Below are 14,121 nucleotides of genomic sequence, written 5' to 3'. Positions count from 1 at the left end.
CAGCCGGAGTTCGATCCGGCAACGCGCGGCTGGAAATAGTTCAGCGGGATGCCCCGGGTTGATTTTGACGATTTTGGCGAAGAAGAAGAGGTATCACGGATCTATCTCGCCTGGCGACTGGCCGAGGCGAAAGAGGTTGAGAAAATATTGAGCGCAAACGGCATCGAATATGCCGTCGAGGTCGAACCGTACGTCACGACCTTCGCCATATTTTTCTCCGGCGAGTACCGCGGCGCTGCCTTTTATGTACTTTGCGCCCAGGCAGAATTCTGTAGGCGCGCCTTATCGGAGTCAGGACTAAAGTACGGCATCTTGGATGACTCCGTGGAGGAATAATCACACGATAAGGAAGTAAGCGCTTCGAGGAAATTGTCTTTGCAAGACGTTCCGCTATAAGGTGAGACCGCCGTTCTTTGGGTTTGCCGATTTTTTTTGCTCGCGTCGGCGCAAAGCGACGCGCATCGTGCTAGAATCCCGCTGCGAGGTTCTGATCCAAAACTCTGGAGGTTAAATGGATAAACCGACCGATGAAGAAATCGCGAGGGACATAGCGGTAGCTCTCCTCTCGCACTGTGTGTTCGATACCGGCTTGTCGGACAATGCCGGCGCGAAGTGGGGTCAAAATGTCGGCAGGCTCTATGCGGCCGTATTGAAGGAAGTTCAGTCCGCAAATGGCCAAAAGAAATAGCGATCCGGTTGCCGTAAGCGCGGCCGAACAGCCCAACGACAATCAAGTTGCGATGTCCGAACAAGCGCTTCAACGTCTTGAGCGACCGATACCCGGTTGACACGATCGCGTTTCATTAGATAATCTCCGGCCGAATCGTCTGGAAGCAAGCTATTCATACCGGAGGTAACACCCCATGTTTTGTACTCAATGCGGAGATCAAATCGACGAGGGCAAGAATTTTTGCGGGAATTGCGGCGCAAGAGTGGGGCGAGCGGCCGAGCCGGCTTCGGATACCGGAACACGGCCGTTCGCGTCGGCGCCGGCGAAACCAAGCTCCGGGAACAAGTTGCTTGTAATTGTCGGCGGGATCGCGTTTGTGCTCATCGCCGGCATCGCCGGCCTTTACTTCGGAACCGACCTGCTGCGGAGATCCGACTATCCGGAAGCTCCTCCTGCCGACGAAGGCCCTGGAAGGTCCGCGGCAACGGTTGGCGCCCCTCCGCCAATGGACGATCGTCCGGAGAGACCTGCCGGAACGGTCGGCGCCCCGCCGCCGTCTGCAACGCGACCTTCCCCTCCCGCAGTCGCTTCCCGGCGCACTGCCGACGCCGGAGCTTATGAAACCCTTCGCGATACTTCGGTCTTCGAAAAGCCGTCGGCGTCATCCAGGATCGTCGCCAACATCCCCGGAGGGGTCCGAGTGAACGTGGTGGGCGCCACCGGAAATTGGCTGGAAGTTCGCTCCAAGACCGGCAAGCCGCCCGGATTTATTCGGCGCAGCGACGCTACGTTTGTCGAGAGACCGGGTTAGAAAGTCGAAATAATTCCGCCGCGAAGCCACTCGACATCGAAGCGCCGCCGGACAATATAAAGGCGCCGCACACTGATAACTCAGGCGACACGGAGGCAACCATGGCTGATCAAGCGCTGCGAGGAAGCTGTCTTTGCAAGGCGGTCCGCTACGAAATAAGGCCGCCGTTCATCCGGTTCGCCCATTGTTACTGCTCGCGCTGCCGGAAAGCCACCGGCACGGTCCGCGCGACCAATATCGCGGTGGCGCTGGATCAGTTCAAATGGATCTCGGGCGAGGAATTGATCTCGCGATACGATCTTCCGGAAGCGAGAAGCTTCTCGACGGCGATTTGCACGCGCTGCAACTGTCCGGTGCCTCGTCCGACGCGCGCCCGCGAGCACATGATCGTTCCGTCGGGCAGCCTCGATGACGTACCGCCGATGGGGCCGTCGGCGCATCGCCAGTGGGGCAGCCGCGTGAGTTGGGCAGCGATCGACGAATCGAACCTGCCGTGTCAGGACTAGCGCAATCGTTGTGACCAGGCGTACGTGAAGCAGCAATGTCGATAAATTCCTCAACCAGCGCAAGTCTTCCTGAAATGATAAATTCAACGTCCGTAACAACCATCGACGACGTCATTGCCGTCATGCGCGGGATCGACGCCGCTCTGCCAAACAACGACGGGCTCAAATGGTTTAATCTGCTCTACCTGAAAGTAACCGAAGGCGTGCGCGACCGGCCGCCCGCCGAAGGTTGGAAAGACCCGGCATGGCTCGAGCGGCTCGACGTGGTTTTCGCCGGTCTCTACTTCGGCGCGGTCGCGGCCTGGGAACAGAACCCGGACAAAGTCGCGCGCTGTTGGTACCCGCTTCTCGCCTCGCGACAAAGATCGAATATCAAACGACTTCAATTCGCCCTGGCGGGAATGAACGCTCACATCAACCACGATCTGGCGATCGCCGTCGTTCAAACCGGCAAAGAGCGCGGCGTCGCGCCGCGCCGCGGCAGTCCCCAGTATCGAGATTTCGACCGCGTCAACGCCATCCTCGAAGTCGTCGAGGGCGAGGTCAAGCAGTACATCGCCACCGGCATTATCGGCGAGATCGATCAGCAGCTTGGCGAAATAGACGACATCCTTGCCATGTGGAAAGTACGCAAGGCGAGGGAGACGGCGTGGCTGAACGCCGAAATCATTTGGCGCCTGGAGTCCGCGCCGAGCGCAACGGCGGACGAGGATTTTCTTCTCAACTTGGATCGATTGGTCGGCCTGGCCAGTCGAGGCTTCTTGGTTGCGGTCGGTTGAGCGCGTCCTGCAAGCGTCCGCTATTGAAATTCCGAGGCTCAGATGATTTTAACCTTGACGTGAAGTCTGAGCATGGGCGGTTTTCGCCCGGCGCGATCGATTACGACGGGCCGATGTCGGCGAACTTCCGAACGGGCCGCGCGCTCGTTCCGGAAACCGCGCAAACATGGCTCTCGGCGGCGGCGCCTTTTGTCGAAAGCGCGCGCCCGCGCGCGATTCTCGATCTTGGCGCCGGCACCGGCCGTTTTTCCAGGCTGCTCGCCGAGTCATTTCAAGCCCGGGTCATCGCTGTAGAACCCTCCCGCGGCATGCTGTCCCGGGCAGTCGAAGAGCATAACTCTCCTCGCGTTTCCTACGTGGCCGGAAGAGCCGAGCATCTTCCGCTTCGCGACGAGAGCTGCGACGCTGCATGGCTGTCTCAGGTGTACCACCACATTCGCGATCATCGAGCGTCCGCGCGAGAGCTCCATCGAGTCCTCCGACCAGACGGCTGCGTTCTCATCAGGGGAACTTTTTCGGACAGGCTCGATGGATTTCCGTTACTCTTCCGTTTCTTCCCCGGCACACGTCAGGTCTGCGAATATCTGCCTACCACCCGGCAAACAAAGTTAATATTTGAAGCCGAAGGATTCACGCTGAAAGCAGATAGAAGGATTGAACAGAAAACCTGCGCCAGCCTCCGCGAGTTCGCCGAGCGCACGCGGCTCCGCGCCGATACGGCGCTTGCGCTTATTTCGGACAGGGAATTCGCAGAGGGCATGGCGGCCCTGGAGGCCGCGGCGGCCGGGGAGCGCGAGCCGAATCCGGTGCTAGAGACTCTGGACTTGTTGGTTTTCAAAGCAGTGGTATGAAATGACGCCGCTAAGATAGGGATCAGGGGAATTTACGCTCATGACGTCGCCGATGAGATTCTACAAGTCGCAGAGGTGCTGCTGGTGGCGATGCCCGTACCGCTAAACTTCTCTCTCCTGGCGACGACGCCTGCCACCAATTATAATGTTCTCGATGAAACCGGAGTCCGACGGCGAGTTCTCGGTCGCGCGCGTGAAGCGCGCGTGGTACGTGGCTTGCGCATCGCGCGAGCTCCGCGACCGACCGCTCGCGCGGGCGATCCTCGGAACACCGATGGTCTTGTTCCGCGGCCCTGACGGAAAGGCCGCCACGCTCCTCGACCGCTGCGCGCATAGGAACGCGCCGCTGTCACTCGGGCGGCGCGTCAACGGTTATCTCGAGTGCGCCTACCACGGGTGGCAGTACGACAGCGGCGGAACGTGCGTCAAGGTGCCGGGCCTCGTCGGCGAGGCGCCGAAGACTACGCGGGCGGTCGCGCGGTTTGCGACGCGCGAACAGGACGGCTTCGTATGGGTCTATGCAACACCCGACGAGGACCCAACCACCGCACCCTACCGTCTCCCCACACCGGGTCGCGGTTACACCGAGGCGCGCCGCGTCGTCGAGGTCGAGAGCACGCTTCACGCCGCGCTGGAGAATGCGCTTGACGTTCCTCACACCGCCTTTCTTCACCAGGGCCTTTTCCGCGGCGCCGGTCGGACGAATCGCATTCGCGTGCGTGTCACGCGCACGGCGACCGCGGTCGAGGCGGAATATCTCGGTGAGCCGCGCCCCGAGGGACTCGCCGGGAAGATTCTTTCTCCCTCGGGCGGCATCGTCACGCACTTCGACCGCTTCATCCTGCCCTCGGTCGCCCAGGTCGAGTATCGCCTGGGCGCCGAGAATCATTTTCTGATTACGACGGTATGCACGCCCGTAGAAGATTTTCGCACGCGCCTCCATGCGTCGATCCTCTTCCGCACGCGCTTTCCGGGTTGGCTCGTGAGAATGTTGATTCAGCCGGTGGCGCTCCGAATCTTCCGGCAAGACGCCGAGATGCTCAAACGTCAGGCGAATACGGTGCGCCGTTTTGGCGGCGAGCGCTTTACCTCCACCGACGTCGATGTTCTTAGCCTGCAAATCCGGCATCTCCTCAAGCTCGCCGAGAAAGATGGCGCTTTACCGGCCGACGAATGGAGACGGGAGTTTGAGATGGAGGTGTAGATGGAGAGACGTTCCATGTCACGAACTTTGAGCATTTCCATCGCCTGCCCTCCGGCCAAGGTGTACGCCTTCGTCTCGAATCCCGACAATCTCCCCAAATGGGCCGGAGGATTATGCAGGTCGGTGCGACGGTCGAATAACGAATGGATCGTGGAAACCCCGCAGGGGCCGATGAAGATCAGGTTTGTCGAGAAGAACAATCTTGGCGTATTAGATCATTACGTGTGTCCCGCTTCCGGCATAGAGGTTTACGTGCCGATGCGCGTTCTGCCGAACGGTTCCGGCAGCGAAGTGATCTTCACGATCTTTCGCCCGCCGGACATGTCGGACGAGAAATATGCCGAAGATATCGGGTTGGTCGAGCGTGACCTGCAAATTTTGCAACAAGTCTTGGAGAGCTGATCGCTTACTTCTTCTTGCGCTTCCTCCGCGCGGGGACCTTGGCGCCGGCGCGGCGAGCTTCCGAGAGTCCGATCGCGATCGCCTGCTTGCGGCTCCGGACTCTTTTGCCGGAGCGTCCGCTTCTTAATTTTCCTCTCTTCCGCTCGCGCAACGCCCGCGCCACTTTCTGCTGCGCCCTTCTCCCATATCTTGCCATCGCCGGCCCTCCTTTAAGTTAAATCCTCGCACTTTCGCGGCGGCCGTTGAAGTAGGGTAAAGACTTGAGACAGACAAAATCCGCCAGGCGGCAGCTCAGGAGGAATTGCGGGAAGAAATCTGTGCGGAGGACAATTTAAATTCTTGACGGGAGCGTCCGAGACGGAAACTCTACCCCTCTTCCGCCTCTTCGTAGGCGTACTCATCGCGCTGGGCGAGATCTTCGAAGCGGGTATACTCGTTCAAAAAGGCGAGACGGACGGTGTCGATCGGCCCGTTTCGCTGTTTGGCGACGATGACTTCCGCGATGCCTTTATCCTGCGACTTTTGATTGTAGACCTCGTCCCGGTAGATAAACGCGATCACGTCGGCGTCCTGCTCGATGGCGCCGGATTCCCGCAAGTCGGCCATCATCGGCCGCCGGTCGCCGCGGTCTTCCACGCGGCGGTTGAGCTGCGAGAGCGCGATGACCGGCACGCGCAGCTCTTTCGCCAGCGCCTTGAGCGAGCGGGAAATTTCGGAGATCTCCTGCTCGCGATTGGAAGCCGCTCCCATGCCGCGCATGAGCTGGAGGTAGTCGACGATCACGAGCCCGAGCTTCTTCTCTCTGTCCCGGATCAGTCGGCGCGTTTTGGCCCTAAGCTCCAGGACGGAGATGGCGGGCGTATCGTCGATATAGATGAGCGCTTCATGCAATCTCCCCGCCGCGTTGGCCAGCTTGGGAAAGTCCCGCTCGCCCAGATACCCCGCCCTGACTTTGGAGTTGTCCACGCGGGCCTCCGAGCAGAGCATCCTCAGAACCAACTGCTCGCGCGCCATTTCCAGAGAGAAGATGGCGACGCCGATGCCGGCGTTCAGCGAGGCATAGGTCGCGATATTCAAAGCTAACGCGGTTTTGCCCATGCTCGGCCGTCCCGCCACGATGATCAACTCCGACGGCTGAAGCCCGGCGGTGAGCTTGTCGAGGTCTTTGAATCCGGTCGGCACGCCGGTGACCAGCTCCTTTCGTTCGTAGAGCCTCTCGACCGCCTTCAAGGTGTCCTTGATCATGTCGCCGATCGAGACAAACGCCGACTTGATCTTTTTTTCCGCGATGTCGAAGATGACTTTTTCCGCGGCGTCGAGAAACTCGTCCACGTTGCCCTGCTCTTCGAATCCCCGGGTGGCGATGTCGGTGGCCGAGTTGATGAGTTGGCGCAGGATCGCCTTCTCGCGGATGATGCGGGCGTAGTGGGCGATGTTCGCCGCGGTGGGGACCTGATCGGCGAGCGAGGCGAGATACGTCGAGCCTCCCGCGGCCTCGAGCTCGCCCTTGGCCTTGAGGAGCTCGCTCAACGTGATGAGGTCGGCCGGCTCGTTGCGGTCGGTAAGCTCCATCATCGCGCGGAAGATCTTGCGGTGGGACTCGCGGTAAAAATCCACCGGCGCGAGAATCTCCAGGACGCGATTGATCGCCTCGTTTTCCAGCAGGATGCCGCCGAGCACGGACGCCTCGGCCTCGAGGTTTTGCGGCGGAACTTTGCGGAGATTATCTTCTACCGAGGCCATGGAACTTAGTTTTTAATTTGGAATGTCGACCCGTTCGACGGCGCTCAGGGTCAACCCTGAGGATCTCGAAGGGTTGAGTTTTGAACTGGAAAAATTCAAGCGAAGCACAGCGAATTGAAGCTACACCAAAAGAAACAAAAAGCAAGAAATATTTTTGCTTTGCGCAAAAAGATTTTGCCGCGCGACGCCGCGTCAGCTCGGGGCGAGCTCGCGCGCGAGAAAATCGACGACGAGCGGCCAGGCCAGCTCGGCCGCGTGCGGGTGATAGCCCGGAGTTCCGGGATCGACGAAGCCGTGGCCGCCGAACGGGAAGAAATGCCATTCGAGGCTCTGCCCGTTGCCTGAGAACGCATCCCACATCCGTTGTTGAATCGGAACCGTCGTGATGACGTCGTCGGCGCCAAAGAGAACGATCGACGGGCAACGGATTCGTCGGGCGGATTCCCACGGCGGCGTCGGCCGCATATTCGTCGCCGGCTCGTCGCGCACCGTCGGATAGTAACCGACAAAAGCGCGCACTTCCGGCGTCGCGGCGACGAAGTGGACGCCGATACGGCCGCCCATGCAGTAGCCGGAAACCGCGACGCGCTTTCGATCGACGTTCGGACGCGAGAGTAAATAGTTCCAGCCTGCCGCGATGACGCGGACAAATTCAGCGTCGGAGGTCTTCGCCTGAATCTGCCGTCCGGTGTGGATGTGCATCACATCCGGATGGCCGAGAAGTTCGTAAAGATTGGGCACGACCGTCGCGTAGCCGAGCTTGGCGAACTTCAGCGCCTCGATCTTGAGGTAATCCGTGACGCCGGTGTTCTGGTGGACGAGGAGCAAAGCCGGACCCGGCTCGGTCCGTTCCGGGTAAGCGAGATATCCCGGAATCGAATCTTTCTCTGTGGTTAGCGGTCGCTCGAAGATTTTCATGAATCATGTATTAACACGCGGAGTTTTGCGCGGACAAGGAAAAATCATCAAAGGCGGCAGGCAGCGGCAATCGCCTCGCAAAGAGAATCAGTTTCTGTAAGGTCCTTTAAGATCACGCGGGCGCCGGCGCGTTCGAGCGCGTCTTTATTGTACGGCCCGGTCGTCACGCCGATGAATTCGCATCCCGTGGCGTGCGCCGCTTGAACGTCGCGCGGCGTATCGCCGATGAGAACCGCCCTCTGCGGCTCGCGGCGGAATATCTCGGCAAAGCGCGCGCGCGCCGCCGGCGGCAACGCTTCCCTAAGCTCCCCGTCTTCCGAGTACGCTCCGCAAACGAACTGATCGAAGTCGATGCCGGCGGCTTCCAGTTTGATCCTAGCCGTCGCTCCCGTGGACCCGGTAAGAAGCCCGATCGCGCAACCAGGAATTTCGCCGACCGCCTCGACGGCCCGGCTCGCGCCGGGAAGCGCCCGCGCGGGAGAAAGCTTCAGCTCGCTCGTCAAATTACGCGCGTAAATCTCAAAAGCATGAGCGCGGCGCTCTTCAGAATCATACGCTGCCAGATCGAGGCGGCGAACCACTTCCGTGAGAATAGCCGTATCCGTCAGGCCCGAGACTTCTTCCGCGGCGAAGATCGGGCAAGCGACGCCGAAGGCTTCCTTGAACGCGGCGGAGAAACACTTTCCCGCCGCCTTGCCGCAGTCCACCAACGTGCCGTCGATGTCGAAGAGGACGAGGCTATGAGGGGAGATCATTCGGCATGCTTCAAGCGATCAACCAGCTCGGATAATTGCTTGCTCAGCCGTTTAGGCAGCCGCTTGCCGAACTGGGCAAAGTGCTTCTCGATGTCCGGAATCTCCGCTTTCCAGTCGCCGAGATCGAACTTGAGAAGCTCCTTGATATTCTCAGGCGGGATCTCCAGGCCGCGCAGATCGATGTCGGTCTCGCTCGGCAAATAGCCGATCGGCGTCTTTTTTCCGCCGGCTTTCCCTTCGAGCCGCTCGCACATCCACTTGAGAACCCGGCTGTTGTCGCCGAATCCGGGCCACAGCCACCGGCCGTCGGGGCTCTTGCGGAACCAGTTGACGTAGAAGATGCGCGGCGCCTTGGCCCCCAGCTTGTCGCCCATGTCGAACCAGTGCGAGAAATAATCCGCCATATTGTAGCCGCAAAACGGCGTCATGGCGAAAGGATCGCGCCGGAGAACGCCGACCTTGCCGATAACCGCCGCCGTCGTCTCGGACGCGGCGGTCGCGCCGAGAAAAACGCCGTGATCCCAGTCGAACGACTCGGTCACAAGCGGGACGACGCTGGAGCGCCGGCCGCCGAAAATAAAAATGTCGATCGGCACGCCTTCGGGCTTCTCCCAGTCCTTCGATATGGACGGACACTGAGCGGCGGCCACCGTGAAGCGCGCGTTCGGATGCGCCGCCGGCTCCTTCGCCGCGGGCGACCAGTCGCGGCCGCGCCAGTCGATGGCGTGCTTGGGCGGCGGCCCGTTCATTCCCTCCCACCATATATCGCCGTCGTCGGTGAGCGCGCAGTTGGTGTAGATCACGTTTTCCTTCAGCGTGTCCATCGCAATCGGATTGGATTGGCGCGACGTTCCCGGAGCGACGCCGAAGAACCCGCTCTCGGGATTGATCGCGCGGAGCCGGCCGTCCGGCCCGATCTTCATCCAGGCGATATCCTCGCCGATGGTCTCGCATTTCCAGCCCGGGATAGTCGGCACGAGCATCGCGAGATTGGTCTTGCCGCAGGCCGACGGAAACGCCGCCGCGACGTGATACTGCTTGCCCGTGGGATTGGTGAGCCGCATGATCAACATGTGCTCGGCCATCCAGCCTTCGCGCTTCGCCATGGCGGAAGCGATGCGCAGCGCGAGGCATTTCTTCCCCAGTAAGGCGTTGCCGCCGTAGCCGGAGCCGTACGACCAGATCAAATTCTCCTCGGGAAAATGGCTGATGTATTTCTTGTCCATCGGCGCGTAAGGCCAGGTGGAATCTTTTTGGCCTTTCGCGAGCGGCGCGCCGACCGAGTGGAGGCAGGGAATGAATTCGCCTTTGGGGCCGAGAGCTTCGACGACCTTCGCGCCCATGCGCGTCATGATGTGCATATTGCAAACGACGTACGGGCTATCGGTGATCTCCACGCCTATCTTGGCGATCGGCGAGCCGATCGGACCCATCGAAAAAGGGATCACGTACATCGTGCGGCCGTTCATGCATCCTTTATATAGCTCCGTCATCGTCCGCTTGAGCTCGGCGGGTTCGATCCAATTGTTCGTCGGGCCGGCTTCGTCCTTGGACGGCGTCGCTATATAAGTGCGGTCCTCGGTCCGGGCCACGTCGCTGGGATCGGAGCGGAACAGAAAACTATTGCGCCGCGCTTTCAACGCGACGCCCATCCCGCCTTCGACCATCTGCGCCATGAGCCGGTCGTACTCTTGCTTGCCGCCGTCGCACCAATAAACGGAGTCGGGTCGGCAGATTTCGGCCGTGTCGCGGACCCAGGTCTTCAGTTTTTCGTTGTTCACCGTATATGACATTCGTTCCTCCAAAAAAATCACGCCGCAAACGAGCGCTTGCGGCGGTTCGTTCCCGCATTAAAATCCCGGAGCGGGTCGCCGGCCTACCGACTCGAGGCCAAGTGCAGACCCATGTTAACAATAATGTTTTCTAAGCGAAAATCCGGCGAAAATCAATCGCCGGGCGGCGGGCTCAGAATCTGGATGGCCTCGTCCAGCTCTTTGTGGCTCCCGAGCAGCACGAGGACGTCACCGGCCGCCAGGCAAAATTCCGGGACGGGATTATGCGTCGATTTTCCGTCTCTCACCACCGCGATCACCGTGACGCCGGTGTGCGCGCGCAGCCCGCTCTCTTCCAAGCTTTTGCCCGCGGCCGGCGATGACTCCAGGATTAAAACTGTGTCCGTCGTGGTTCCGGCAAGATACTGGCTGAGCTCGTCCAATTGCCGTCCTTGCAGGCGCAGCCCACGTAGCGCGCCATAGTGCTCCTTGCGGATAAGATCGACCTGGAGCGAAATCAGATTGCGCGGCATGTGATATTCCTGCAGCACCCGGGCGAAGATCTCGACGGAGGTTTCGAACTCCTCGGGAATGACTTGTGTCGCTCCCAGGCGGTAGAGCCGGTCGATTTCCGCGACGTAGCGCGTGCGCACGATGATCGAGAGGTCGGACCGGAGACGACGCGCCTGCGAGACGATGCGCGCGGTGGCCACCGGATCGGAGACGGCGATGACGAGAACCCGCGCGCGCTCGATGCCGACGCGGTGGAGAATCTCCGGGCGCGTTCCATCGCCGAACACGATCGGCTCGCCCGCGGCGCGCACCGCGCGGACTACGGACGGATCCATTTCCAGGATTTGATAGCGTATGCCGACCTCTTTGAGCACCCGTGTAAGGTTCTGTCCGTTCAAGCCGTAGCCGACCACGATAACGTGGCCCGCCTCGGCGCTCTCGCTTGCCGTCGCCGAATCATCGCCGGCCGATGGCCCGCCCACGGCGCGGTCCAAACCGAAACCCAACCGGTGGCTCCACTGAATTAAGAACGGGGCGGCCATCAGGCTCAGGATCGAGACCGTTAGGAATATCTGACTGCCGTTATCGGTCAACAGCCCCGGCTCTCGGCCGGCTTGAGCCAGCACGAACGAAAACTCCCCCATATGCGCGAAGCTCAAGCCGATGATGAGCCCGAGCCTGAGCGAGCGATAGAGAAGCCAAAAGATCGCGACGATCACTCCGGCCTTGATGACGACCATGGCGGCGAGCGCGGCCAGATAAGTCGCGGGACGCGCCGAAGCCAAGCTCAGGTCGAGCAGCATTCCGACCGACATGAAGAATATTCCGCTGAAGCAATCTCTCAACGGCAGCAGATCCGACGCCATCTGATGGCTATACTCCGACTCCGAAATGAGGAGTCCCGCGATGAACGCTCCCAGCGCCAGCGATATGCCGAACTCCGCAGAGAGCCACGCGGTTCCCATCGAGACGAACAGAATAAACAGGGTGAAAATTTCCCGGCTCTTGAGCAGCGCCACGTGGTGCAGCAGCCGCGGCAGCGCGTACCGCGCTGCTACGACGATCACACAGACGGCAACGAGCGCCTGGAGCAGCGCCCAGAGCAAGGCCGGATACGCGATCGATCCGGTGGAACCCAGCACCGGGATGAGGAGCATCATCGGGACCAGAGAGAGGTCCTGAATCACCAGCATCCCCGTCGCGATCCGGCCATGAAGAGAATCGGTCTCTCCCCTGTCGCTGTAGATTTTAAGGACGACGGCGGTGCTGCTGTTGGCGACTAAGAAGCCGTAGAAAATAGCGACTCCCGCTGGCAGGTCGAACGCAGCGCCCAGCGCCGCTACGATCGCGATCGTCAAAAGTATTTGCAGCAGGCCCGCCCAAATCGCGTAGCCGCGAACCGAAGCGATCTCCGCCAACGACATGTCGAGCCCGATCGTGAATAGCAAAATGATCACGCCGATATTCGCAATAATATCGACGGTCGCAATGTCGCTGACGAGCCTGAGCCCGTAAGGGCCGATGACGACCCCGGCGAGCAAAAAACCGACGATGGAGGGAATGCCGAAGCGTTGAAACAGGAAGACGATCGTAATTGTAACCGCAAGGACGATCAGGAGTTCTCTCAGAAAACCGAGTTCGGGCATGGATGTTTAGGCAGATCGGGAAAAGCTGTTTTGTCAGGCGATAGTATAAGGTTGCGCCGGGCCAAGCAACGAAGAACCTGCCGTTACACATTTCTTTGTGTTCTCTGCGTTCTTTGCGGTGGATCCCAAATTTTTAACCACAAAGGGCACAAAGGACGCAAAGCGTCAGCAGGCCGTTGACGTTCACCGTTTCCCTTGTGTTCTCTGCGTTCTTTGCGGTTGATCCCAAATTTTTAACCACAAAGGGCACAAAGGACGCAAAGCGTCAGCAGGCCGTTGACGTTCATCGGCCCGGCGCTACTTGGACGGATAATTAGCAGTGATAACGGTATGAATCCCGCCGCGCACGTTGAAGTCGCCGATGACGGTCATCGACTTCGGCCGGCACGCGCGCACCAGATCGTCGAGTATCCGGTTGATCACGTCTTCGTGAAAGGCGCCTTCGTCGCGGAACGACCAGAGATAGAGCTTCAGTGACTTTAGCTCGATGCAGAGTTGGTCCGGCACAAATTTGATTCGAATGGTCGCGAAATCCGGCTGTCCGGTGCGCGGGCAAACGCAGGTGAACTCCGGGCACTCCATGCTGATCTCATAATCCCGTCCCGGTCTGGGGTTCGGAAAAGTCTCCAACTCTTTGCTCGGCTTCGTTGGCATGAAGGCATCTTAGCGTACCCTTCCGGGTTTTCCAATCGTCGTGTTGACAAGAAATCGGGCCGATGATAGACGGACAAGAGTCTCACCTGCTGAACTTCACGGAGGAAAAATAAACATGGCCAACGTCAAAGAGCCGCGCTCCGGCGAGAAAATGACCGCCGCCGAGGCCAAGACATACGTCGATTATCTGTACGCTAAAATGTACGCGTATTGGAAAGAAAAAATTCAGAGCGGTCCGTTTATGACGCAGCTCAGAGCCGGAAAGCTGCCGCTGCCCGTGATGCGCCAGTTTTTCAAGAACTGGGGCCGTTTCTCCCTCGAAGTCAACGGTCTGAACGCCGTCTCGTATTACATTCATCTTCCCTTTTTCGTCCGCAACTTCGATCTGCTCGGTCCGCTTTGCGCCAAGATCGCCGACGAGCTGATCTCGCCGCAACCTCCGGGGCACGTGCTCGTGCTGCTGAAGACCGGCGAGGCGATGAAGTTGACCCGACAGGAAATTTTGGAAGATCCGTACCTGCCGGAAGCGCGCGCGATCAACGATTTCACCCACAAAATCTTCATGGACGGCTCGATCGCCGAGCTGTGGGGACTCCACGTGTTCGAAGAATCTCTCTCCCATTGGTCGGGAGAATGGTTCAAGGCGCTGACCACGCACTACGGCTTCACTAAACCGCAAGCGGTTTACTTTTCCACGCATGAAGAGGCCGACCTCGAACCGCACGCCCTGGGAGACACCGGCGCGGAGGTGATGGGGCACGGCGCTTTCAACCGCACGATTCTGGAGCGCGTGCTGATGGACGGCAATGTAGATTTCCGCGCCGGCTACTCCATGGAGTACTGCGCGCTGGCGATGGTCGATCTTCACGCCCAGATGAAGCGCGCGGCGATGGAAAA

Annotated in this window: 16 protein-coding genes; 9 read left to right on the top strand and 7 right to left on the bottom strand. The window is 59.8% G+C overall.

Translation table 11 applies throughout. The annotated features are described in order from the left end of the window. The first annotated feature begins 48 nt into the window (after positions 1-48). The 8 genes from VGL70_03625 (at position 49) to VGL70_03590 (ending at position 5,223) form a co-directional block, all read left to right on the top strand. A complete protein-coding gene (locus tag VGL70_03625) occupies positions 49-336 on the top strand; it encodes a hypothetical protein (protein ID HEY3302608.1) in 288 nt (95 codons plus the stop codon). Positions 337-511: 175 nt separating this feature from the next. Then, the gene (locus VGL70_03620; GenBank protein ID HEY3302607.1) at positions 512-688 is read left to right on the top strand and encodes a hypothetical protein; all 177 of its coding nucleotides are present in this window, start codon (positions 512-514) and stop codon (positions 686-688) included. 175 nt (positions 689-863) lie between these two features. After that, entirely contained in the window at positions 864-1,481 is a 618-nt protein-coding gene (locus tag VGL70_03615) for a zinc-ribbon domain-containing protein (GenBank protein ID HEY3302606.1), read from the top strand. Between the two features lie 101 nt (positions 1,482-1,582). After that, positions 1,583-1,987 carry a GFA family protein gene (locus tag VGL70_03610; GenBank protein ID HEY3302605.1) on the top strand — a complete coding sequence of 135 codons (405 nt, stop codon included), beginning with the start codon at positions 1,583-1,585 and terminating at the stop codon, positions 1,985-1,987. Positions 1,988-2,061: 74 nt separating this feature from the next. Next, complete coding sequence (locus tag VGL70_03605) at positions 2,062-2,766, top strand: DUF5995 family protein (protein HEY3302604.1); 705 nt, start codon at positions 2,062-2,064, stop codon at positions 2,764-2,766. Positions 2,767-2,825: 59 nt separating this feature from the next. After that, positions 2,826-3,617 carry a class I SAM-dependent methyltransferase gene (locus tag VGL70_03600; protein ID HEY3302603.1) on the top strand — a complete coding sequence of 264 codons (792 nt, stop codon included), beginning with the start codon at positions 2,826-2,828 and terminating at the stop codon, positions 3,615-3,617. 154 nt (positions 3,618-3,771) lie between these two features. Further along, positions 3,772-4,821 (top strand): aromatic ring-hydroxylating dioxygenase subunit alpha, encoded by a 1,050-nt coding sequence (locus tag VGL70_03595; protein ID HEY3302602.1) that lies wholly within the window; start codon positions 3,772-3,774, stop codon positions 4,819-4,821. Positions 4,822-4,836: 15 nt separating this feature from the next. Beyond that, positions 4,837-5,223 carry an SRPBCC family protein gene (locus VGL70_03590; GenBank protein ID HEY3302601.1) on the top strand — a complete coding sequence of 129 codons (387 nt, stop codon included), beginning with the start codon at positions 4,837-4,839 and terminating at the stop codon, positions 5,221-5,223. Positions 5,224-5,227: 4 nt separating this feature from the next. On the opposite strand, the gene VGL70_03585 is transcribed toward VGL70_03590, so the two are convergent. The 7 genes from VGL70_03585 to queF form a co-directional block, all read right to left on the bottom strand. Continuing rightward, positions 5,228-5,419: a DUF6496 domain-containing protein gene (locus tag VGL70_03585; protein ID HEY3302600.1), complete on the bottom strand. Its 192-nt coding sequence runs from the start codon at positions 5,417-5,419 to the stop codon at positions 5,228-5,230. Between the two features lie 170 nt (positions 5,420-5,589). Further along, complete coding sequence (dnaB, locus tag VGL70_03580; GenBank protein HEY3302599.1) at positions 5,590-6,966, bottom strand: replicative DNA helicase; 1,377 nt, start codon at positions 6,964-6,966, stop codon at positions 5,590-5,592. A gap of 192 nt (positions 6,967-7,158) precedes the next feature. Then, entirely contained in the window at positions 7,159-7,884 is a 726-nt protein-coding gene (locus VGL70_03575; GenBank protein HEY3302598.1) for a dienelactone hydrolase family protein, read from the bottom strand. A 47-nt stretch (positions 7,885-7,931) separates the two neighbouring features. Then, positions 7,932-8,639 (bottom strand): HAD family hydrolase, encoded by a 708-nt coding sequence (locus VGL70_03570; GenBank protein HEY3302597.1) that lies wholly within the window; start codon positions 8,637-8,639, stop codon positions 7,932-7,934. After that, complete coding sequence (locus VGL70_03565) at positions 8,636-10,432, bottom strand: phosphoenolpyruvate carboxykinase (GTP) (GenBank protein HEY3302596.1); 1,797 nt, start codon at positions 10,430-10,432, stop codon at positions 8,636-8,638. Before VGL70_03565 ends, VGL70_03570 begins: the two co-directional genes overlap by 4 nt. A 152-nt stretch (positions 10,433-10,584) precedes the next feature. Beyond that, positions 10,585-12,570, bottom strand: a complete 1,986-nt coding sequence (locus VGL70_03560) for a cation:proton antiporter (protein HEY3302595.1) — start codon at positions 12,568-12,570, stop codon at positions 10,585-10,587. A 297-nt stretch (positions 12,571-12,867) separates the two neighbouring features. Continuing rightward, positions 12,868-13,224, bottom strand: coding sequence for a preQ(1) synthase (gene queF / locus VGL70_03555; GenBank protein HEY3302594.1), 357 nt, complete (start codon positions 13,222-13,224; stop codon positions 12,868-12,870). Between the two features lie 115 nt (positions 13,225-13,339). Between queF and VGL70_03550 the strand changes: the two genes are divergently transcribed. Beyond that, the coding region (locus tag VGL70_03550; GenBank protein HEY3302593.1) for a hypothetical protein at positions 13,340-14,121 on the top strand (782 nt) is incomplete at its 3' end.

Source organism: Candidatus Binatia bacterium (genome assembly GCA_036504975.1).
Lineage (GTDB): Bacteria > Desulfobacterota > Binatia > UBA9968 > UBA9968 > JAJPJQ01.
Note: the sequence above shows the minus strand (reverse complement) of the source record. Positions and strands in the feature narration are given on the sequence as shown.